This window comes from Gymnodinialimonas phycosphaerae (assembly GCF_019195455.1).
GTDB classification, from domain to species: Bacteria; Pseudomonadota; Alphaproteobacteria; order Rhodobacterales; family Rhodobacteraceae; genus Gymnodinialimonas; species Gymnodinialimonas phycosphaerae.
Genome location: NZ_JAIMBW010000001.1, coordinates 1,078,234 through 1,100,511 on the forward strand (window position 1 = coordinate 1,078,234; position 22,278 = coordinate 1,100,511).

19 protein-coding genes are annotated in these 22,278 nt (G+C 62.7%); 11 read left to right on the forward strand and 8 right to left on the reverse strand.

All coding sequences use genetic code 11. From position 1 onward, the window contains the following. Nucleotides 1-43 precede the first annotated feature (43 nt). The 6 genes from KUL25_RS05300 to phoB all read left to right on the forward strand — a co-directional run bounded on the left by KUL25_RS05300 (nucleotide 44) and on the right by phoB (nucleotide 6,253). The gene (locus KUL25_RS05300) at nucleotides 44-1,102 is read left to right on the forward strand and encodes a substrate-binding domain-containing protein (RefSeq protein WP_257891985.1); all 1,059 of its coding nucleotides are present in this window, start codon (nucleotides 44-46) and stop codon (nucleotides 1,100-1,102) included. Nucleotides 1,103-1,173: 71 nt separating this feature from the next. After that, nucleotides 1,174-2,628, forward strand: coding sequence for a phosphate ABC transporter permease subunit PstC (pstC, locus tag KUL25_RS05305; protein WP_257891986.1), 1,455 nt, complete (start codon nucleotides 1,174-1,176; stop codon nucleotides 2,626-2,628). Beyond that, nucleotides 2,625-3,986: a phosphate ABC transporter permease PstA gene (pstA, locus tag KUL25_RS05310; protein WP_257891987.1), complete on the forward strand. Its 1,362-nt coding sequence runs from the start codon at nucleotides 2,625-2,627 to the stop codon at nucleotides 3,984-3,986. Before pstC ends, pstA begins: the two co-directional genes overlap by 4 nt. Before the next feature lie 38 nt (nucleotides 3,987-4,024). After that, nucleotides 4,025-4,849: a phosphate ABC transporter ATP-binding protein PstB gene (gene pstB, locus KUL25_RS05315; RefSeq protein WP_257891988.1), complete on the forward strand. Its 825-nt coding sequence runs from the start codon at nucleotides 4,025-4,027 to the stop codon at nucleotides 4,847-4,849. Between the two features lie 3 nt (nucleotides 4,850-4,852). Next, complete coding sequence (gene phoU, locus KUL25_RS05320; RefSeq protein ID WP_068361458.1) at nucleotides 4,853-5,563, forward strand: phosphate signaling complex protein PhoU; 711 nt, start codon at nucleotides 4,853-4,855, stop codon at nucleotides 5,561-5,563. A gap of 3 nt (nucleotides 5,564-5,566) precedes the next feature. After that, complete coding sequence (gene phoB / locus KUL25_RS05325; protein ID WP_257891989.1) at nucleotides 5,567-6,253, forward strand: phosphate regulon transcriptional regulator PhoB; 687 nt, start codon at nucleotides 5,567-5,569, stop codon at nucleotides 6,251-6,253. A 4-nt stretch (nucleotides 6,254-6,257) separates the two neighbouring features. Here the strand turns inward: phoB and KUL25_RS05330 are convergent, their stop codons facing one another. From KUL25_RS05330 to KUL25_RS05340, 3 genes are all read right to left on the reverse strand, one after another. Further along, nucleotides 6,258-7,184: an amidohydrolase family protein gene (locus KUL25_RS05330; RefSeq protein ID WP_257891990.1), complete on the reverse strand. Its 927-nt coding sequence runs from the start codon at nucleotides 7,182-7,184 to the stop codon at nucleotides 6,258-6,260. Between the two features lie 104 nt (nucleotides 7,185-7,288). Continuing rightward, nucleotides 7,289-7,630: a RidA family protein gene (locus tag KUL25_RS05335; protein WP_257891991.1), complete on the reverse strand. Its 342-nt coding sequence runs from the start codon at nucleotides 7,628-7,630 to the stop codon at nucleotides 7,289-7,291. Then, nucleotides 7,627-9,528, reverse strand: coding sequence for a propionyl-CoA synthetase (locus KUL25_RS05340; RefSeq protein WP_257891992.1), 1,902 nt, complete (start codon nucleotides 9,526-9,528; stop codon nucleotides 7,627-7,629). Before KUL25_RS05340 ends, KUL25_RS05335 begins: the two co-directional genes overlap by 4 nt. 122 nt (nucleotides 9,529-9,650) lie before the next feature. Between KUL25_RS05340 and KUL25_RS05345 the strand changes: the two genes are divergently transcribed. From KUL25_RS05345 to KUL25_RS05355, 3 genes are all read left to right on the forward strand, one after another. After that, nucleotides 9,651-10,061, forward strand: a complete 411-nt coding sequence (locus tag KUL25_RS05345) for a rhodanese-like domain-containing protein (RefSeq protein WP_257891993.1) — start codon at nucleotides 9,651-9,653, stop codon at nucleotides 10,059-10,061. An 82-nt stretch (nucleotides 10,062-10,143) separates the two neighbouring features. Then, on the forward strand, nucleotides 10,144-10,587 hold the full coding sequence (aroQ, locus tag KUL25_RS05350; protein WP_257891994.1) for a type II 3-dehydroquinate dehydratase: 444 nt from the start codon (nucleotides 10,144-10,146) through the stop codon (nucleotides 10,585-10,587). After that, nucleotides 10,584-11,387 carry a helix-turn-helix transcriptional regulator gene (locus KUL25_RS05355; protein WP_257891995.1) on the forward strand — a complete coding sequence of 268 codons (804 nt, stop codon included), beginning with the start codon at nucleotides 10,584-10,586 and terminating at the stop codon, nucleotides 11,385-11,387. The genes aroQ and KUL25_RS05355 overlap by 4 nt, the downstream gene beginning before the upstream one ends. Before the next feature lie 399 nt (nucleotides 11,388-11,786). Here KUL25_RS05355 and KUL25_RS05360 read toward each other — a convergent pair whose 3' ends face one another. The 5 genes from KUL25_RS05360 to KUL25_RS05380 all read right to left on the reverse strand — a co-directional run bounded on the left by KUL25_RS05360 (nucleotide 11,787) and on the right by KUL25_RS05380 (nucleotide 18,316). Next, nucleotides 11,787-12,698 carry an LpxL/LpxP family acyltransferase gene (locus tag KUL25_RS05360; RefSeq protein WP_257891996.1) on the reverse strand — a complete coding sequence of 304 codons (912 nt, stop codon included), beginning with the start codon at nucleotides 12,696-12,698 and terminating at the stop codon, nucleotides 11,787-11,789. A gap of 402 nt (nucleotides 12,699-13,100) precedes the next feature. After that, a complete protein-coding gene (locus tag KUL25_RS05365; protein ID WP_257891997.1) occupies nucleotides 13,101-13,535 on the reverse strand; it encodes a universal stress protein in 435 nt (144 codons plus the stop codon). Beyond that, nucleotides 13,532-16,351 carry a TRAP transporter permease gene (locus tag KUL25_RS05370; RefSeq protein ID WP_257891998.1) on the reverse strand — a complete coding sequence of 940 codons (2,820 nt, stop codon included), beginning with the start codon at nucleotides 16,349-16,351 and terminating at the stop codon, nucleotides 13,532-13,534. Before KUL25_RS05370 ends, KUL25_RS05365 begins: the two co-directional genes overlap by 4 nt. Before the next feature lie 83 nt (nucleotides 16,352-16,434). Beyond that, entirely contained in the window at nucleotides 16,435-17,409 is a 975-nt protein-coding gene (locus KUL25_RS05375; protein ID WP_257891999.1) for a TAXI family TRAP transporter solute-binding subunit, read from the reverse strand. Between the two features lie 109 nt (nucleotides 17,410-17,518). After that, on the reverse strand, nucleotides 17,519-18,316 hold the full coding sequence (locus tag KUL25_RS05380; RefSeq protein WP_345790936.1) for a MurR/RpiR family transcriptional regulator: 798 nt from the start codon (nucleotides 18,314-18,316) through the stop codon (nucleotides 17,519-17,521). A 206-nt stretch (nucleotides 18,317-18,522) separates the two neighbouring features. Here KUL25_RS05380 and KUL25_RS05385 point away from each other — a divergent pair, with 206 nt between their 5' ends. Beyond that, complete coding sequence (locus KUL25_RS05385; RefSeq protein WP_257892000.1) at nucleotides 18,523-20,931, forward strand: GcvT family protein; 2,409 nt, start codon at nucleotides 18,523-18,525, stop codon at nucleotides 20,929-20,931. 4 nt (nucleotides 20,932-20,935) lie between these two features. Then, nucleotides 20,936-22,273 carry an aspartate aminotransferase family protein gene (locus tag KUL25_RS05390; RefSeq protein ID WP_257892001.1) on the forward strand — a complete coding sequence of 446 codons (1,338 nt, stop codon included), beginning with the start codon at nucleotides 20,936-20,938 and terminating at the stop codon, nucleotides 22,271-22,273. Nucleotides 22,274-22,278: the final 5 nt, after the last annotated feature.

Consider the following 22,278-nt stretch of genomic DNA (forward strand, 5'->3'; position numbering starts at 1 on the left):
AGCCCCGTGAAGATGTCTGAAAACCAATTGGAGAGACTCCAACATGTCGTTCGCAAAACATAGCGTATCCGTCATCGCCCTGGCCGCTGTCGCCACGGTTCCCTTCGTGGCCTCCGCCACGGGTGCTCAAGCCCAAAGCCGGGACAACGTCCAGATCGCGGGCTCGTCCACCGTTCTGCCCTATGCCACGATCGTCGCCGAAGCGTTCGGTGAAAACTTCGACTTCCCCACGCCCGTCGTTGAATCCGGCGGCTCTTCCACCGGTCTGCGCCGCTTCTGCGAGGGCGTGGGCGAGAACACCACCGATATCGCCAACTCTTCGCGCTCGATCCGTGACAGCGAAATCGCGACCTGCGCCGAGAACGGCGTGACCGACATCATCGAAGTGCGCTTCGGCTATGACGGCATCGTCTTCGCCTCCGACATCAACGGTCCGTCGTTCGAGTTCACCCAATCCGACTGGCACCTGGCCCTGGCCGCAGAGCTGCCCGTCGACGGCGAAATGGTTGCCAACCCCAACATCAACTGGTCCGACGTCCGCGCCGACCTTCCCGATCAGCCCATCGCAGCCTTCGTTCCGGGCACGCGCCACGGGACCCGTGAAGTCTTTGACGAGCGTGTGATCCTGCAAGGCTGCGAAGACAACGGCTCCCTCGCGGCCATGATTGATATGGGCATGGATGAAGACGCCGCCGAAGAAGCCTGCATGGAACTGCGCGCTGACGGCGTGTCCGTGGACATCGACGGCGATTACACCGAAACGCTGGCCCGTGTTGCGGCTGACGGGAACGGCATCGGCGTCTTTGGCCTGGCGTTCTACGAGAACAACACCGATACGCTTCAGGTCGCCACCATGGGCGGCATTGTCCCGACCGTGGACGCCATCGCCTCGGGCGAATATCCGGTGTCGCGTCCCTTGTACTTCTACATCAAGGCGGCGCATCTTGGCGTCATTCCCGGCCTTCAGGAATACGCTGACTTCTTCGTCTCCGACGACATCGCCGGTGACTGGGGCCCCCTGGCCGCCTATGGCCTTGTCTCCGACCCCGAACTGGCCGAGACGCAAGCCATCGTCGCCAACGGCACCTTGATGGGCAACTAGGCCCTTACCTTCCGGGCGGGGCTGCGTGACAGCCCCGCTCACCCCTACTCTGACGCGAAAGCTGCCGCTCAATGCTTTGGATCTTGTCTGTTATCGCCGGTCTCGGGCTTCTGGGATTCCTCCTGGGCCGGGGCAGGGCGGTTGCCAGCGCAGGGGGCGACGTGCGTCTTCTGCACTCGCTGCCCACGTATTACGGCCTTAATGTCACTCTGCTGACAATGGTGCCTGCGGTTCTGGTCCTTGGCATCTGGCTGATTATCCAACCCATCGTGATCAACAACGCGGTGACGGCCTCCTTGCCCGCCGACTACCTGGCGCAGACGGATAATCCCGCCCTTGTCATGACCGAAGTGCGCCGCCTTGCCTCCGGGTTCGATGTAGCTGTAGAGCGCGGCCTGTTCACCAACCCAGAGGTCGCCACCCTCGACGTGACCGACGACACCATCCGCGACCAGTTGGCCGGGATCGGTGTGGCCCTTGGGGCCGACGTCAGCACCGAGGTTCTGGCCGCCGCCCAACAATTCCGCGTCCTGGCGGTCACGGGCCGCACCTGGATGCTGGTCGTGGTCTTCGCCCTCGCCGTGGCGGGCCTTGGCTATGCCTTCCTGCGCACCAACAAGGATCAGCGCGCGCGCAACAGCGTGGAACGCGCAATCCTTGGCATCCTGATCGCGGCCTCCACCCTCGCGATCCTGACGACGGTGGGCATCGTGTTGTCGATGCTTTGGGACACGCGCAACTTCTTCCAGCTTTATCCGTGGCAGGATTTCTTCTTTGGGCTGGAATGGCGTCCGTCCTTTGAGGGCGGGTCCGAGTTGGGCCTGATCCCGCTTCTGTGGGGCACGATGTACATTTCCTTCATCGCGCTTCTGGTCGCGGCGCCGATCGGCCTGTTCGCCGCAATCTACATGGCCGAATATGCCTCGGGTCGCGTCCGCTCCGTCGCCAAGCCGCTGATCGAGGTGCTGGCAGGCATTCCCACCATCGTCTACGGCCTCTTCGCCCTGATCACCGTGGGCCCCATGTTGCGCGACTACTTCGCGCAGCCGCTGGGGCTTGGCGATAGCAGTTCATCGGTGATGACGGCTGGCATCGTCATGGGAATCATGCTGATCCCGTTTGTCTCGTCGCTGTCGGATGACATCATTAACGCGGTGCCGCAAAGCCTGCGCGATGGCTCCTATGGCCTTGGGGCCACGCGGTCCGAGACGATCAAACAGGTGATCCTGCCCGCCGCCCTGCCGGGCATCGTGGGCGCCGTTCTTCTGGCCGCCTCGCGCGCCATTGGCGAGACGATGATCGTGGTGCTGGGGGCAGGGGCCGCCGCCCGGCTTGACCTCAACCCGTTCGAGGCGATGACCACCGTTACCGTGAAGATCGTGGGTCAGTTGACCGGGGATACGGATTTCTCCTCGCCCGAGGCGCTTGTCGCCTTCGCCCTGGGCCTGACGCTCTTTGTCATAACCCTCTGCCTCAACATCGTGGCCCTCGTGGTCGTGCGTAAATATCGGGAGCAGTACGATTGACCGACGCTGTTAATACCCCCGCCGCGACGCCAGAGCGCTCGCTTTTTGCCGCCGATGCCCGCACGTCCAGGCGCAACCGGTCCGAGAAGCGGTTCCGTGCCTACGGGATGGCCGCCGTCGGGATCGGCATTCTGGCGCTGATCGTGCTGCTGATCTCGATCCTTGGCAATGGCCTCAGCGCGTTCAAGCAGACCTACATCAGCTACCCGCTGGAACTGACCGAGGAACGCCTTGACCCCGACGGCAACCGCGACCCGGGCGAAATGGCCCGCGTCACAACCTTCGGCTACCTTCCTGTTCTGGCGATGTCGCTGGAGGCCTGGCTGGAGGCCGAGGGGATCGAGCACGAGATGGGCGGGCGCGAATTGGCCGCCATGTTGTCCGAGGAAGCGCCCGCCCAGATCCGCGCCATGGTGCTGGCAAACCCTGACCTGATCGGCCAGACCATCGACGTCCAGATCCTTCTGGGCGGCCGCATCGACGGCTTTTTCAAGGGCCGCGTGACAATGGAAACGGCAGAGCGTGACCGCAACGTCTCGGTCAATCAACTGCTGCTCGCGCAAACCCTTGCCGAGCGGGGCGACGTCGTTACCCGCTTCAATTGGGACTTCATCACCTGGCCCGATGCCTCGGGTTCCCGGCCCGAGGCCGCGGGCCTGGGCGTCGCCATCATCGGATCCCTCTACATGATGATCGTGGTGCTTGTGTTGGCCCTGCCCATCGGCGTTGCGGCCTCCATCTACCTTGAGGAATTCGCCCCCACCAACAGGCTGACCGACCTGATCGAGGTGAATATCTCCAACCTCGCGGCCGTGCCCTCCATCGTCTATGGCATCCTGGGGTTGGCCGTGTTCATCAACTTCATGGAATTCAACCAGTCGTCTCCGCTGGTCGGCGGCCTCGTGCTGACCCTGATGACCCTGCCCACGATCATCATCGCCACGCGGGCATCCCTGCGCGCCGTGCCGCCCTCCATCCGGCAGGCGGCCCTTGGTCTGGGCGCCTCCAAGATGCAATCGGTGTTCCACCACGTCTTGCCCCTTGCCATGCCGGGCATCCTGACCGGCACGATCATCGGCTTGGCCCAGGCCCTGGGGGAAACCGCGCCGCTTCTGCTGATCGGCATGGTGGCCTTCGTGCGGGAATACCCGGATCTTGTGTCGTCCCACTCCAACTCTTTCCCGTTGATGGGCGACGGTGCCACGGCACTTCCGGTGCAGGTCTACAGCTGGACCCAACGCTCTGACCCGGCCTTCGTCGAAAGGGCGTCCGGCGCCATCATCGTGCTTCTGATCTTCCTCCTGATCATGAACGCCATCGCCATCCTTCTCCGCCGCCGGTTCGAGCGCCGTTGGTAGAATTGAGAGATACCGCTATGAACCATATGAGCCAAGCAATGACAGGGGTCACCGTGGACCAGATGAAGATGCAAGCGCGCGGCGTGGACGTGTTTTACGGGGCGGGGGCCGCCGGGCGCAGCGCCGCCGACATGGCCGCCGACAAGTCCGTCACCCACGCCATCAAGGCCGTGGACGTCGATATCGCCGACAATACCGTCACCGCCTTCATCGGGCCCTCGGGCTGTGGCAAATCCACCTTCCTGCGGGTGCTCAACCGAATGAACGACACCATCGACGGGTGTCGCATGACCGGAAAGGTGACGCTGGACGGTGAAGACATCAACGACCCGAAGGTGGATCCCGTGCAACTGCGCGCCAAGGTCGGCATGGTGTTCCAGAAACCCAACCCCTTCCCCAAATCGATCTTCGACAACGTGGCTTACGGGCCGCGCATCCACGGCCTGGCCTCAAACAAGGCAGACCTTGCCGATATCGTCGAAAAATCACTGCGCCGCGCCGCGATCTGGGATGAGGTGAAGGACCGCCTGCAAGCTCCCGGCACGGGACTTTCCGGTGGCCAGCAACAACGCCTTTGCATCGCGCGCGCTATCGCGACCTCTCCCGAGGTGCTGCTGATGGACGAGCCTTGCAGCGCCCTTGACCCGATCGCCACGGCGCAGGTCGAGGAACTGATTGACGAGCTGCGCACGCGCTTTTCCGTCGTCATCGTCACCCACTCCATGCAGCAGGCCGCGCGTGTCAGCCAGAAGACCGCGTTTTTCCACCTCGGCTCGCTTGTGGAATTCGACGATACGACCAAGATTTTCACCAACCCCAGCGATCCCCGCACGGAAAGCTACATTACCGGACGGATTGGATAAGTCATGCCGAACTCAGAGCACATCGTCAGCAGTTTCGACCGCGATCTGGAAGGCATCCAGGCAAAGATCATGCGCATGGGCGGGCTGGTGGAAGTGGCCATCGCCCAATCTTCCACGGCGCTGGAAACCAGCGATCTGGACTTGGCGATGGCCGTACGCAAGGCCGACAAGGCCATCGACGCCTTGGAAGAAGAAGTGAACGAAGAAGCCGCGCGCATCATCGCGTTGCGCCAGCCCATCGCGTCAGACCTGCGCACCGTGCTGTCGATCTTCCGTGTTTCCGCCAATCTGGAACGGATCGGGGATTACGCAAAAAACATCGCCAAGCGGTCCCAGGCGGTGATCGAACTGCCCGCCGTGCCCGGCGATACCGCGTCGCTCAAACGCATGGCGCGCCAGGTGGAGCTGATGCTGAAGGACGCGCTGGATGCCTACATCCAGAAGGACGTGGACCTGGCCGAAGACGTGCGCCAGCGCGACCTGGAGGTGGACCAGATGTATTCCGCGCTGTTCCGCGAATACCTGACCCACATGATGGAAGATCCCCGCCACATCACCACCTGCATGCACCTGCATTTCATGGCGAAAAACATCGAACGGATGGGCGATCACGTGACCTCCGTGGCCGAACAGGTGATTTACCTCGTGACCGGCGAGATGCCCGATGAAGACCGCCCGAAGGAAGATAAGACCCCCTACGTGCAGGAGGCGTGACCCATGGCCGGTGAACCCCTTGTTCTGGTGGTCGAAGATGAGCCCGCACAGCGCGAAGTCCTGGCCTACAACATCCGGGCCGAGGGCTTTGACGTCATCACCGCAAGCGCCGGCGACGAAGCCCTGATCACCGTGCGCGAAACGCCCCCCGATGTGATCGTGCTGGACTGGATGCTGCCTCACGTCAGCGGGATCGAAGTCTGTCGCCAGTTGAAAATGGCCAGCGATACATCGAAAATCCCGGTCATCATGCTGTCCGCGCGCTCGGAAGAGACCGACAAGGTCAGGGGGCTGGAGACGGGCGCAGACGACTACATCACCAAGCCCTATTCCGTGGCCGAACTGCTGGCGCGCCTGCGCACGCAGTTGCGTCGCGTGCGCCCCTCCACGGTCGGGGAGCGGCTGGAATACGAAGACATAGCCGTCGACCTGACCGAGCATCGTGTCTACCGCAGTGGCGAACCCCTGTCCCTTGGCCCGACGGAATTTCGGTTGCTGACGGCCCTCATGGAACGGCCGGGCAGGGTGTGGAGCCGCGAGCAATTGCTCGATCGTGTGTGGGGCCGCGACATCTATGTCGATAGCCGCACCGTCGACGTCCATGTGGGCCGGTTGCGCAAGGCTTTGAAGGTGGGCGAGGCGGGCGATCCCATCCGCACCGTGCGCGGTGCGGGCTATTCGCTGGGTTAAGGCATTACCTTAACTTTATCCCGTAAGCCGTTGATGCCGTGTTTAAAAATACTGCCTCACGGTCCACGTCATTCAGTTGACCCGCAATGATTGCAGCACACGTTTCATAATCCGTCGCCAGCTTTTCAACCGGATAATTGCTGCCCCACATCACGCGCTCCGCGCCGAACTGCTCCAGCAGAAAGCGGATGCAGGACGCGGCCCAGTCCGACCCGGTCCAGTCGCCGTCGTACATCCCGAACCCGCTCAGCTTGACGAAGGTATTGGCGCGCCCGGCCATCAGTTGCACCGCCTCGCGCCACCGATCAACGCCTGCGGGCGACGTCATATCATAGGGGCACAGCGCGTGGTCGATAATGACGGTCAGGGCAGGGGTCGCGGAAAACGCCTTTAGCGCGGCCTCGGCCTGTTCGGGATACATTTGCAAATCGAACGTCAGGCCCCGGTCCTCCAGCACCTTGAGCCCATTCGCCCATTTGGACTCGCTCAGGTAATCCCTTGGCGCAAAAGACAAATCAGGCCTTTGATCCAGCCGCGCCACGATCTGGCGCACACCGCAGAAATCGCGGCTCTCAGCGTGCGCTAAGAGGGTCCGGGTCAAGTCATCGGCGCTCAGGTCGACGAGAGCGACGATTTTGACGGTATGTTCCATACGGTCTGCCTCGGCCTGCACGAAGCGCGTCTCGGCCACCGGGTGGGCCAACGCGCCATCGGTCTGCACATGGACGGACGCACGCGGCCTGACGTCGGCCTCGGCCAGAAACTCCTCCATCAGGTAGTCGCGCTGGATCGGCGTCGGGTCCCCAAACGGTTTTGGCGCGCCGATGTCGCGCAGCCAGCCATAGCCAATCTCGTCACCACGGCTGTCCGGCGCCCAAACATGATGATGCGCGTCGATATACCCGTGGGGGAGGCGTTTTCTCAGGTCCATATCAGGCAGTCCATTTGGCCAGTAATCATGATTATGTTAAATATGTAGTTTCGTGGATATCGTTTGATATCAATGGCTTGAGCTCTTGCTCAAGCTTGAGCACCTCATTTGATGGCCGCTGTGACGATGATCTCCACCTTCAACACGTCGCGCGCCAGCTTTGCTTCACCGCACGCACGCGCCGGAGCCGTACCTTCCGGGACCCAGGTGTCCCAGACCTCGTTCATCTCGGCGAAGTCGGCCATATCCGCCAGCCAGATGATGGCCTGCAACATATGTGTGCGATCGGATCCGGCTTCCTTCAGCAGCGCATCGACGCGTGCAAGGCAATCGGTGGTCTGCTCGGCCACCGTTGCACCCTCGCCCACCTGTCCGCACAAATACGCGACGCCGTTGTGCTTCACGATCTTCGACATGCGCCGCGATGTTCCCATGCGTCCAATCATCCGATCAATCCTTTCGCATCCAGCGCCGCCTTGATCTCATCGAGGATCGCCGGATCGTCGATCGCGGCAGGCATCTTGAAATCCTCGGCATCCGCAATCTTCTGCATCGTCGCGCGCAGCACTTTGCCCGAGCGTGTCTTGGGCAGCCGCTTCACGCAGACCGCCAGTTTGAAGGCGGCCACCGCGCCGATGTCGTGGCGGACCTTTTTGACCAACTCTGCCGCGATCTCATCAGGCGCTTGCGTCACGCCCGATTTCAGCACGAAGAACCCCAGCGGCAGCTGACCTTTCAACTCATCCGCCTTGCCGACAACCGCGCATTCCGCGACCGCATCGTGATGCGACAGAACCTCTTCCATGGCGCCGGTCGACAGCCGGTGGCCCGCGACGTTGATGATGTCATCGGTGCGCGCCATGATGTGCAGGTAGCCGTCTTCGTCCAGAATTCCGGCGTCAGAGGTCGCGTAATACCCGGGAAATTCAGCCAGATAAGACGAATGGAATCGCGCGTCCGCATCCCACAGCGTGGGCAAGCATGACGGCGGCAGCGGCAGTTTCACCACGATATTGCCAAGGGTTCCATTGGGCACCGGATGGCCCGCGTCGTCCAGAACCTGCACGTCATAGCCGGGCATCGGCACCCCCGGAGAGCCATGCTTCACCGGCAGCGCCTCGATCCCCATGGGGATCGCCGAGATCGCCCATCCGGTCTCTGTCTGCCACCAATGGTCGATGACCGGCACGCCCAGTTGCGCCTCGGCCCAGGCCAGCGTCGTGGGGTCCGAACGCTCGCCCGCCAGGAACAACGTCCGCAGGCCGGAAAGGTCGTATTTCTTGACGAATTCGCCCTGTGGGTCTTGCCCCCGAATAGCGCGAAACGCTGTGGGTGCAGTGAAGAAAACGCGCACGTCATGGTCCTCGATCACACGCCAGAATGTGCCCGCGTCGGGAGTGCCAATCGGCTTGCCTTCGAACACCAACGTGGTGCATCCGGCCAGAAGCGGCGCGTAGCAGATGTAGGAATGCCCCACGACCCAGCCGACGTCCGACGCGGCCCAGAAGACCTCTCCGGGGGTCACGCCGTAGATGTTTCGCATGCTCCAGTTCAAGGCCACCATGTGGCCGCCGGTATCGCGCACCACGCCCTTGGGCTGGCCGGTCGTGCCAGAGGTATAGAGGATATAGGCAGGGTCCGTCGCCTTGACCTCGGCACACTCGGTCCGCTTGCCTGCTGCGCGCGCTGCGGCCATCGCCTCGGCCCAGTTGATGTCGCGCCCCTCGACCAATTCACACTCATGGACATCGCGCTCCAAGATCAGGCACGTCTTGATTTTATTTTGCGCAATATCAATGGCTTCTGACAGCAAGCTCATGTAGTCGATAATCCGCCCAGGCTCGATCCCGCAGGACGCGGAGATTACCGCTTTCGCCCCCGCGTCATCGATGCGTGTGGCCAGTTCCACCGCTGCAAAGCCGCCAAAAACGACGGAATGAACCGCGCCGATCCGCGCGCAGGCCAGCATCGCCACAAGCGCCTCGGGGACCATCGGCATGTAGATGATGACGCGGTCCCCCTGCCCCAAGCCCATGTCCTGCAACACGGCGCCAAGGGTCGCAACCTCGTCCAGCAACTCGGCATAGGTCAGCGTGCGCTTGGTGTCGGTCACCGGGCTGTCGTAGATGATCGCAGGCTGATCACCGCGCCCCGCCGCCACGTGACGATCGACCGCGTTATAACAGGTGTTACAGGTCGCACCCTCGAACCAGCGGCCATAGGCGCCTGAGCCTTCGGTGAAGGCGCGTTCCGGTGCACGCATCCAATCGATGCCTTTCGCGGCCTCCAGCCAGAACGCTTCCGGGTCCGCCGCAGCGGCGGCATATGTCTCTTGATATGTCATGCGATGTCCCTTTTGCTGGCCAAGACACGGGCCAGCTCTTCGATATTTTGGGGATAGGTTGCGGTGCGCCGTGCGCGCGGTCAATGTGCGTTATCGCTATCCGCGACAGAAAGGCCCGCCCGATGGACAATGCCCCCCTAACCAAAACCGCCGCCCAAATGGTGGCCGAGGCCCGCACCCGCATCGACGAGGTCGAGACCGCTGATCTGATCGCGCAGCTGACCGACCCTGACGTGATTGTCGTCGACATCCGCGATATCCGTGAGCGTCAGCGTAGCGGCTTCATCCCCGGATCGGTCCATGCCCCGCGCGGCATGATTGAATTCTGGGTCGATCCCGACAGCCCCTACTTCAAACCGGTCTTCGGCCAGGCGGACAAACGGTATGTGTTTCACTGCGCCTCGGGTTGGCGATCCGCCCTGACGGTGGCCACGCTGCAGGACATGGGCTTTGCCGCCGCACACCTGCGCGAAGGCTTCTCGACTTGGGAAGCACAAGGCGGCCCGGTCGAGTTCCCGCAACCACGCGATTAACGCCATTAGCCCGGTGCGCGACGCACCGACTCGACGCAACGCGCGTTTTGAATATATGGTGCGTTCAAAGGGATTTAGACGCATGAAGATATCTGTTTTCAACGGGCCGAACCTGAACCTTCTGGGGACGCGCGAGCCGGGAATTTACGGCGCCGATACGCTGGCTGATATCGAGGCCATCTGCCGCGCCACCGCGGCCGATCTGGGCGTCGACCTCGACTTCCTGCAATCCAACCACGAGGGCGCGCTGGTCGATGCCTTCCACGCCGCCCGCGGCGTAAGCGACGGCGTCGTCATCAACGCCGGGGCCTATACGCACACCTCCATTGCGCTGCGCGATGCGATCAGCGCCACTCAGCTTCCTACGGTGGAGCTGCATCTTTCCAACACCCACGCCCGCGAGGAGTTTCGGCATCATTCGGTGATCGCTCCGGTCTGCGTGGGCCTCATCCTGGGCTTCGGCGCGCGCGGCTACCCCCTCGCCCTCACCGCGCTGGTTCAGCACCTCAAAGGCAGCACACCATGAAACGTCTTCGCCGCTACCTTCAAATGACTTCGGTCGAGGATCTTTGGTCCCACCACACCAAGACGCTGTCAGACTACGGCTTCGATCGGGTCTTTTACGGCTTCAACGCCTTCCGTGGGGCTGGCCTCTATGACAACCCCGAAGACGCCCTGCTGCTGACCAACATGCCCTCCGACTACGTCGAGGCCTACGTGGACGGCGGCATGTTCCGCGATGGGGTGATGATGCGATGGGCGACCGAGAACGTCGGCGCCGCTTCGTGGCGGGATGTCTACACGGCCATGGCCCATGAAGAGCCCTCAAAAGGTGAAATCGCGATGCGCGCGATGAACGAAAAGCACGAGATTACTGCCGGTTACACGATCAGCTTCCCGATGGCGATCAAGAACGCCAACGCAGGTATCGGCCTGGCGGTGAAGAAGGGCATGGGTCAGGATGAGGCCGACGCGATCTGGCAAGAACACGGCGATGATATCGAGACGATCTGCCATGTCGCCCACCTGTGCATCCTGCAACTGCCCGCCACCGGGCAGCGCAAACTGTTGACCCCGCGCCAGTCCGAGGTTTTGGAGCTTGTGGCCGACGGCAAGACCATGGCCGACATCGCCTTGCTGTTGGAGCGGAACGTGGCCACGATCGAAAAGCACCTGCGCGGCGCCCGCGACGCCTTGGGCGTCGAGACGACAGCCCAAGCGGTGCGCAAGGCTTCAATCCTCAATCAGATCTTCCGCCTCGACGAGCGTGACGATCCCACGCCCCGCCTGCCCCAAATGGCAGGATCGGTGGGCGACCGAGCGTAATCCCGTCCATTTCGACATGTCTTAATGGACAGTAAGGATTCCCTTATCTATCGCCACGCCCCGGAATATCGCAAAACAAGCGTGTTCCGTGAGTGATGGCAATTACAGCCAGGAACACCGGGTTTCGGAGCGGCATTTTCCGTCACCGAACCCACTCGGAGGCCCCCCTCCGGGGCTCGAAGCGGTTGGTTCGTATTTTCAGGACCAAACTGCCGCTTCGGGGAAACGGTCTTCGCCGGGCTTGTCCCCCCGGCGAAGCCCACAGCAGACGTCAGTGCGGCTTTGTCCCCCGCGCTGAACGATCCGGCGCAAGTTCTTGTCCCTCGCGCGCCGGACAACAAGACGGTGCTGCCCATCTCCCGGGCAGCGCCGTTTTTTTGTGTCGGCGGCTGCCGCAACTCACTCCGCCCGCAGCACCCGTGACCAATGTTTGTCGAGGCAGAACGCCCATTCGTGAGGGTGCGCGCGGATCAGACGTTCCAATTCATCCGCCCAAGCCTGCGTGCTGGTGGAAAGGTCTGCGGTCGGAACTGTTGCATCGCCAAGGATCAAGCGGATGTCGTTGCCCGCCTGTTCCACCATCGCGGGCACAATCGGCGCGCCTGCCTTGGCGGCGAAGCGTGTGGGCCAACCGCCAAAGCCCACCGGGCTGCCGAAGGCCTGCGCGCGCACGACGTCGCGGGCCTTGTCGATCGCCTCTTCCGGCGCGCGCTGGATGCGGTCCACGGTGCCGACTACGATCTTGCCCGCCTTCAGCGCGCCAAGGATGGAACGGGCCACGGCGCTTGGGGTTTCGCTGCGCACGTCCAGGATCTCGCAACCCGCTTTCTCATACAGCGCCCGCTGCGCCCGCGCGCGGTCCTTGTTGCGGGTCAGACTGACGACGGCCAACATCGGGTATTGGTGTGAAAGACAGTACACCATCGCGAAGGACGCATGCAGGTGCGGCAGTGCCAGAAACACGCCGCGATCCGCCAAAAGCGCGTCCAGACGCGCTTTGTCCGGGATCACCAGCCGCCCGTCCAATTCCGAGCCGAACCCGTGCCGCACCCGTTCGGCCAGATCGGTGCCAGTCAAAAAGTGGCGCACATAGCGGCGGAAGAGCGCCGTCGCAGATCCCGCCCCCGCCCGCTTGGCCAACGCCACCATCGTCGGCCGGACGGAATTGCCCGGTAGCCAGTATGCGGCCCAAAACGCCCCTCCAAAGACCTTGTAGACGGCCATCCGCACGGCCCGAGGCCGCCGCGAGAGCCAGCCCGACATGGTCTCATATCCTGCAAAAACCCGGTCCTTGGTTCTGGAAAACCCCATCCTGCCCTCCACGGGGCGCCTGCCCCGGCAGGTGATATGTCCAACGGGCGATGTCGGAATGCAAGTCCGTGCTGGCATGACCGGCGGCACGTGCCAGCATTGGCAATCCCCGATAGCGACGACGCAGGACACGGCTGCCGTATGACCAGCTATGCGGGGGCACAATTCTAATTCTCAATCTGGGGGCTGATGTCAGCGGCCAAAAACCATGCAAGCGTCTTCCGCGAACAGGCTCGAACTCACAGCCCTTCGTATTGGGCGCCCGTCTTCAAGGCGTTGGTATGCTCCCCCCTATTGTCCGCTCTTTTGGGGGCTGGATGACGCAAGACCTGCTTGGGACACGGGGGTGCCGTTCGACCGACTACTGCGCAGGCTTCGTTCTGCAACGCGGTGGCGACCGGATCAGTCCCTGAGCACCAGAACCGAGCATTTGGCGTGGCGCGCGACGCGGGCTGCGTTGGGGCCCATCAGGTAATCCTGAAAATTCGGCCGATGTGCGCCCATGACGATCAGCGTCGCGCCGTGCTTCTCGGCGGCATCGAGGATCTCTTCATAGGCGGTGCCGTGGCGGACGATGTGTTTCACGCGGGCGCTTGCCCCCTGCCCCAGGATATCCTGCGTGACCGCGTGAAGGCTTGCTGCCGCCGCCTCGAGTGCCTCTTGCTCGGCGCCCTCCTTGAAGAAAGAGCCGACGATGCTCATCCCGAAGTCGGGGATCACGGTGACGACGGCAATGTCGGCGCCTTCCAAGTCGGCCATCTGGGCGGTCTTGTGCAAAAGTGTCGCGTGATGGTCGGGGTGTGCCAGATCAAGGGCTGCAAGGACGAGCGCGCTCATGCCGGGACCTCCTCTTCTTCGCGGGGCATGCGGCCCCGTTGGATCAGGGCAATCAGGCCCAAAAGCAAAAGCGCCGGGATGAAAAAGATCTCCTTCGGCATACGCTCGTTTTCGACTTCCAGCGTGGTGACGGTCCAGTCGAAGTCGATGCCCAATTGCTCGCCCACACCGCCGAACATCAGCGAATTCACGATCATCGTGCCGTCCTGGTCAACCAGATCAAGACCGGCGGCTTGCGAAAGGCGGGTGAATCCATCCGGCCCCGCGTCCCCCAAGGGCAGCAGGTAGGTGGATGAGACGAAATCGCCGTCGAGCGTCATGCCTTCTAGGCCGACACGCAGATCCGCGTCGGGGGGCGCGGCTTCGGCCAATTCGAAGATCTCGGTTGGGGAAAGCTGTAGGTACGGGTCCTGGATCTGATCCAGCCAGAATCCCGGCCTGAAGAGCGTCAGAGCCACGATCACCAGCACGACGGATTCCCACAGCCGTGATCGCACAAGGAACCACCCCATCGTGCCCGCCGCGAAGACGAGCATCGCGATCAACGCGACAATGAAGACGAAAATCGCCTGCACCAGCGTGACATCCAGCAGCAGCAGGTCCGTGTTGAAGATGAACAGGAACGGCAACAGCGCCGTGCGGATGGAGTAGAAGAACGCCTGGAAGCCAGTTTTCAGCGGGTCGCCCCCGGAAATGGCCGCGGCCGCGAAACTGGCAAGGCCCACGGGCGGCGTCACGTCGGCCATGATCCCGAAATAGAAGACGAACATGTGCACGGCGATCAGCGGCACGATCAGGCCGTTTTGCGCGCCCAGTTCTACCACAACCGTGGCCATCAGCGACGACACCACGATGTAGTTCGCCGTGGTGGGCAGGCCCATGCCGAGGATGATGGAGATGACGGCCACGAAGAACAGCATCAGCATCAGGTTGCCGCCCGACAGGAATTCCACGAATTCCGCCATCACCTGTCCCACGCCGGTCAGCGTGACAGAGCCCACGATGATGCCCGCCACGGCCATGGCGCAGGCCAGGCCGATCATGTTGCGCGCGCCCGAGATCAAGCCTTCGGTCACTTCCCAGACGCCTTCGATCAGGCGCTTCTTGATCTGTCCCTCGCCCCGGAAATAGGCCTTCAGCGGCTTTTGCGTGAACAGCGTCAGCATCATGAAGCAGGCCGACCAGAAGGCCGAGAAGCCCGGGGATTTCCGCTCGACCATCAGCAGGTACATCAGCAGCAGGATCGGCAGAAGGTAATAGACGCCGGATTTGAAAATCTCGCGGGTGGGCGGCAGGTGCTGCATGCTATCGACGGACAGTTCCAGATCCGGTCCTTGGGACGCGTAGCGCACGGCGGCGACATAGCCCACGAGGAAGCCCACCACGATCACCGGCAGGGCCGCGCCGCCCAAGGCCGTATAGATCAGGTCCACGAGGATACCGGCGGTGTAAAGGATGCCGCCCGCAATCACGATGCCTGTGCAGATGATCAGGATCGCCCCCAGAATGAACTTGATCGGGTTCATGCGGCTGGTGCCCTTCATGCCCATTTTCAGGGCTTCAAGGTGCACGATGTAGACCAAGGCCACGTAGGAGATCGCGGCAGGCACGATGGCGGCCTTCACGACTTCTACGTAGGAAATGCCGACGTATTCTGTCATCAGGAACGCCACCGCCCCCATGACGGGCGGCGTGAGAACGCCGTTGATCGAAGACGACACCTCGACCGCGCCCGCCTTCGACGGCGAGAATCCCACCTTTTTCATCAACGGGATGGTGAAGGTGCCCGTTGTCACGACGTTGGCAATGGAAGACCCGGAGATCAGGCCCGTGGCGGCCGAGGCGATGACGGCGGCCTTGGCCGGGCCGCCGCGCAGGTGGCCGAGGGTGGCAAAGGCCAACGACAGGAAATAGTTGCCCGCCCCCGCCTGGTTCAGAAGCGCGCCGAACAGCACGAAAAGAAACACGAAGCCCGACGATACGCCAAGAGCGACCCCGAAGACACCTTCGGTGGTCAGCCACATATGGCTCATCGCGCGCTCGATGGAGGCGCCGCGCCAGCGGATCACATCGGGCAGCCACTCGGACGAGCCGAAGAAGACATACATCAGGAACACACCCGCCACGGCCATCAGCGGGAAGCCAAGCGACCGGCGCGCGGCCTCCATCAGAAGCGCAACGCCGACAACAGCGACCGTGATATCAAGACTGGACGGCGCGCCAGAACGCGCGGCGAGGCCGTCCCAGGCAAGGAACAGATAGCCTGCGGTGAACGTCGCGATCAGGCCAACGACCCACGTGAGAACCGGGATACTGTCGCGCGGGGTGCGCGTGACCAGAGGATAGAGGGCGGCAGTCAGAACCAGCACGGCGATTACATGAAGGAACGACGGCAGCATCAGGGTCAACCAGCCGGTGCCCATCTCGACCAGCAATTCCAGCGGATCTTCGACGCCGTTGATGTAGGATTGCACCGTCAGCCAGCCGACGAGCACGGCCAGATAGGCGGTGACGAAGCTGCCAACCAGCACCACAAGGCTGCGGCTGGTGCCGGAACCGGGCCTCAGGCCCGGGAAGGCCGCGAAGGCCAGGAAGACGGCGAAGGCCAGGTGGATGGAGCGGGCTTGCGCGTTGTTCACGACGCCGAAGCCGATCTCGTAGGGGATGGGGGATGCGATCCAAAGCTGGAACAGCGACCAGACCAACGGCACGGTCCACAACACGGCGCGGTTGAAGCCGCTGCGGGGTGCGCGGGCACCGGTGTCGGCCTCGGCGATGAAGTCCTCGCCTGCCGTGGTTGTCTGAGTGTCGCTCATGCCCTGTCCCCCAAGCACGTTTCCTCAATAGCAAAGAGCCGCCCGAGATTTCCCCTCGGGCGGCTCTTGTGTTTTTCAGCTGGTTATTCGATCCAGCCTTGCTCGCGGTAGTACTGCGCCGCACCGGGGTGCAATTCGGCGGTGATGCCCGAGCTGATCATCTCTTCCGGCGTCAGGTTGGCGAAAGCCGGGTGCAGGCGCTGGAAGTTTTCAAAGTTCTCGAACACAGCGCTGACGACGGCGTAGACGACCTCATCGGCCGTACCGGCTGCGGTCACGAAGGTCGCGCGCGGGCCCCAGGACGGGATGTCATCGGGGTTGCCAGAGTACATGCCACCGGGGATCGTGGCGGCTGCATAGGCCGTGTTATCGGCCAGAAGCTGATCGATTTCAGGGCCCGCGAGGGGCAGGATCACCACGTCACAGGTCGATGTCGCTTCCTGGCTGGAGCCGTTGGGCAGGCCCGCAGCCCAGATCGTGGCGTCGATGTTACCATCGCACAGTGCCGATGATTGCTCGGCCGAGGCCATTTCGGCGGCCAGCGACAGATCATCGACGGAGATGTCATAGTATTGCAACAACGTCTCGGCCAACACGCGCGTGCCCGAGCCGGGGTTGGCGATGTTCACGCGGTTGCCGGGGAAATCAGCCGGGCTGGCAATGCCCGCGTCCGCGCGCGCCATGACGTGCAGCGGCTCGGGGTGGATGGAGAAGAGCGCGCGCAGTTCGGGATAGGGGCCGTCGTCAACAAACGCGCCCTCGCCGGTCAGGGCTGCGGCCTGCACGTCGGATTGCACGACGCCAAAGTCCAGCTCACCCTCGCGGATGGTGCGGGTGTTGTAGACAGAGCCACCGGTGGATTCGACCGAGCAGCGCAGCCCGTGATCGTCGCGGCCCGCATTGACCAAACGGCAGATTGCGCCGCCCGTGGGATAATACACACCCGTCACACCGCCGGTGCCGATGGTGATGAACTGCTGGTCCTGCGCGAAAGCGGAACCGGACAACAGCAGTGCTGCCGCGGTCGTCGCCCCGAACATGGTTTTCTGGAATGTCATGGAATCTCTCCTTGTTTGAGATAGCGCGGGTCTGCGCCCGCCATCTGACCCCGTCGCCGGGGCTATGACGGTACCGTGATCTGATCCGCGTAGGGAGTCACTGCAAAAACTAATGTTTTTTCGGGGCGGACCAGTACGCGCTGTGATCGCGGCGCAATGCCTCGTAGTCCGCGATTCGCGCGCGGGCCCCCTCGCCGCCTTCCTTCACGATCATCGCCAGAAGGATCTCTAACAAAGCCATGGCGCCCGAGTTGCAGGCAAAATGATGCGTCGAGAGGGTCGAGACCAGAAGCGTCAAATCGGGCTCCAACCCCGGGGCCATGATTTCGCTGTCGGTTACCATGATCAGCTTCGCGCCCTTGGATTTGGCATAGGCGGCAGCCTCGATCGTCTCAAGGCTGTAGGGGCTGAAGGTCATCGCCATCAACACGTCGCCGGGGCCTGCGTCCTTCAATTCGTCGATGGCAGTCGACATATGGCGCGGCACAAGTTCCATTGATCGCAATGCCATGCGTGCCACGTAATGAAAGTGGTAAGCCAATCCGTAGGACGCGCGCATCGCGGTCAGATACACCGTCCGCGCCTGCAACATCATCTGAACGGCGTGTTGCAGTTTTTCGGGCGTTTGGCGCTGCAATGACCGCTGCACGACGGACAAAGAGTTCGCCGCCGCATCCGCCTGATAGGCCGCACTTGGCGAATCCTCGCGCCATTGGTCCAGCCAGGCGCGCCCCTCGACCTGTTCGGTGTGCGACACAAGCGCGTGGCGGAACGGCTCTCGCAGGTCATCGAAGCGGTCGAACCCCAACAGTTTGGCCAGGCGCACCAGGGTGAAGGTGGACACCCCCGCCTTACGCGCGGTTTCCCGGATCGGGTCCAGTCCGAAGTCCGCTTGATTGTCCGCCACGTACTTCGCCGCATGTCTGAGTTGGGGAGAGAACCCGGCCGCCTCCTGCCTAATGTCTGAAAGCAAACGGTTTTTTAGGGTCGGGTCCATCGAATCATCCTCGGAAGCTTAATAACAGATGTTATCAATACAGAGGAATTGACGCATCGTGTAATTTGCGCCCAGGGTTTTCGCAACGCTTGGCGCAATCATTCGGTTTCCAGAACATGTCCCCAATTCTTCCCTCTCAGGCTTCTGTCGTCGTGATCGGCGGCGGTATCATGGGCACGTCGACGCTGTATCACCTCGCCAAGATGGGCGTCTCCGATGCGATCCTGCTGGAGCGTAACAAGCTGACCTCTGGCACCACGTGGCATTCGGCGGCGCAGGTCCGCGCCCTGCGCCATTCGCGCAACCTGACACGGATGATCCAGTACTCGGTCGATCTCTACGCACAGCTTGAGGAAGAAACCGGCCAATCCGTGGGCTGGATCCAGAAAGGGTCCCTGTCGATTGCCACCACTGAAGATCGCCTCACTCACGTCCGCCGCCAAGGCGCGTTAGCCAAGGCGTTCGGCATCGACGTAACCGAGATCTCGGCAGGCGAGGCGCAAGAGCGTTGGCCGCTTATGAACGGCGAAGATGTTCTCGGTGCCGTCTGGTCGCCGGACGATGGCCGTGTCAGCCCCTCGGACGTCTGCGCCGCGCTGGTGAAGGCCGCCAAGGGCCTTGGGGCGAAAATTTTTGAGGACACGGGCGTCACCGGCATCCTGACCGAAAACGGCCGCGTGAAGGGCGTTGAAACCACTCAAGGCACCGTGATGTGCGACGCGATTGCGCTGTGCGGGGGCCTCTGGTCGCGCGAGTTGGGTGCCATGGCGGGCGCCGAGGTGCCGCTTTGGCCGTGTGAACATTTCTACCTGCTGACCAAGCCCATCGATGGGATCACCGGCAATATGCCCACGCTCAGCGACCACGACAGCCACCTTTATATCCGCGACGATAGCGGCGGGTTGCTGGTGGGCTGTTTTGAGCCGATGGGCAAGGCGATCAAGCCGGGCGTGCTGGATGAGAATTTCGAATTCGGCCTTCTGGGCGAGGATTGGGATCACTTCGAGCCAATGATGATGAACGCCCTGCATCGGTTGCCCGCGCTGGAAACGGCAGAGGTGAAGATGCTGCTGAACGGGCCAGAGTCCTTCACCTCCGATGGCGCGTTCATGTTGGGCGAGACGGCGGAAACCAAGGGCCTCTTCCTTGGCACCGGCATGAACTCCGTTGGCATGGCATCGGGTGGCGGCGCGGGGATGAACCTCGCCCACGCCATCGTGCATGGCCACACTGCCTATGATCTGGGAGAGGCGGACGCCAAGCGCTTCGCGCCGGTGTTCAACTCGGTCGAACATCTCATGGCCCGCGCGCCGGAAATCCTGGGCACCCATTACGACATCGCCTATCCCGGCAAGCAGTTGAAGACTACGCGCGACCTGCGCCTGCTGCCGCTGGATGCGGAATATCGCGCCGCGAAGGCCCATATGGGGCAGGTCTATGGCTGGGAACGCCCGCTCTATTTCGGCAAGACGTTCGAGCCCGCGATGACCTTCGCCCGCCCCGATTGGCACGACAATGTCGCAGCCGAGGTTCACGCCGCCCATACCAAGGCGGCGATTTACGACGCCTCTCCCTTCGGCAAGATCGACGTGGAAGGCCCGGATGCGGAGGCCTTCCTGCTGCACGTCTGCGCCGGCTACATGGGCCGCGCGCCGGGGTCCGTCATCTACACGGCAATGCTCAACGATCGCGGCACCTTCGAGTCCGATCTGACGGCACAGCGAATTTCCGACACGCTCTACCGCCTGTTCGTCGGTACCAACGCCATTAAGCGCGACCTCACCTGGCTGCGCCGCCATGCCGACGGCTTCGACGTGACCCTGACCGACACCACCGAGGTCTACGCCGTCCTTGCTCTGATGGGCCCCGAAGCCGCGCGCATCGCGGCGGAGGTCGGCGCGCCTGAGTTGCACGACATCGGGTATTTCAAACAAGCGGGCGCGCACATTGCGGGCAAACATGTCCGCGCAGCGCGGATGTCGTATGTGGGCGAGGCCGGGTGGGAAATCACCTGCAAGGCCGAGAATGCTACCGCCATCTACAAGGCCTTGACGGACGCGGGCGCGGTCCCCGCAGGCCTGTTTGCGCAGACGTCCATGCGGATCGAGAAGGGCTTTTGTGCCATGGGTCACGAGTTGGACGGCGACGTCACGCCCATCGCCACCGGCCTCGATTTCGCGACCCGAAAGAAGGGCGGCTTCATCGGGGCGGAGGCCTTGGCGGACGCGCGCGCAAACGGGGCAACAAACCACGTCATTTCTCTTGTCCTCGACGACGTATCCGCCAACCCGCTAGGGCATGAGCCGATCTACGCCGGCGACAAGATCATCGGCGAAACCAGTTCTGCCGCCTTCGGTCACCGTGTTGGGCGCCCCATCGCCCTGGGCCATGTCCGCGCGCCCCTGGCGGATGGTACGCAAGTCACCCTCGATATCGCTGGCACGCACTACACTGCCAAAGTTGTCCTCGGCCCTATCTGCGACCCGGATGGCGCTTGGATGAAACCCTCCTCCAGTGAAAGCTGACCCCATGTCACATGTCTTTCCCCGCCACTGCCATGCCGAGCTGCCCACCGCCGTTGCGGGCGATGGCTGCTACCTGATCGACGCGACCGGCAAACGCTATTTCGATGGCTCCGGCGGTGCTGCCGTGTCCTGCCTTGGCCATTCCAACGTACGGGTGAAGCAGGCGATCAAGGACCAGGTCGACGCGCTGGCCTATGCCCACACCGGGTTCTTCACGACCGACCCGGCGGAAGAGCTGGCGGATATTCTGATCGACCACGCCCCCGGCGACCTGGACCGCGTCTACTTTGTTTCCGGCGGATCGGAAGCGGTGGAATCGGCGATCAAACTGGCCCGCCAGTACCACGTGGAAAACGGCCAGCCCCAGCGCCGCCACCTGATCGCGCGGCGGCAAAGCTATCACGGCAACACCCTCGGCGCTTTGGCGGCGGGCGGCAATGCATGGCGGCGGGAGCAGTTCTCACCTCTGTTGATCGATGTGCATCACATCGCGCCCTGCTATGAATACGCCGAACGCGCAGAGGGCGAGACGCTGGACGCCTACGCTGCCCGATCTGCGCAGGAGTTGGAGGATGAAATCCAGCGCCTAGGCCCCGACACCGTCATGGCCTTCATTGCCGAACCCGTCGTGGGCGCGACCTTGGGCGCGGTGCCGGCAGTAGGCGATTACTACACCCGTATCCGTGAGATCTGCGACCGCCACGGTGTGCTGTTGATCCTGGATGAGGTCATGTGCGGCATGGGCCGCACCGGGCATCTGTTCGCCTGCGATGCAGACGGGATTGCGCCCGATATCCTGTGCATCGCCAAGGGTCTTGGCGCGGGCTACCAGCCGATTGGCGCGATGCTGTGCAGCAAACAGATCTACCAAGCCGTCTCAGATGGGACCGGGTTCTTTCAGCACGGCCACACCTACCTTGCCCACCCCATCGCGGCTGCCGCCGGGCGTGCGGTTCTGCAAGAGATGTTGGAGCGTGACCTGATCGCGGGCGTGCGAACAAAAGGCGCGGCGTTCGAGGCGCGCCTGCGTGATCGCTTTGCGCAGATGCCCCATGTGGGCGATATCCGGGGACGCGGGCTATTCTGGGGCATAGAATTTGTTGCGGATCGCGCGACGAAAACCCCCTTTGCCCCGCACCATGGCCTTGCGGGCAAGCTGAAGAAAGCCGCCATGGCCGAGGGCCTCGCCTGCTACCCCATGGCGGGTACCCGCGATGGCAAGCACGGCGATCACGTGCTTCTGGCCCCGCCGTTCATCATGACGGAGGCGCAGATGGACGAAGTCGTCGACAAACTGGCCCGCGCGACGGAAACCGTGTTGGCAAAGGTGGATATGTCCTGACGCCA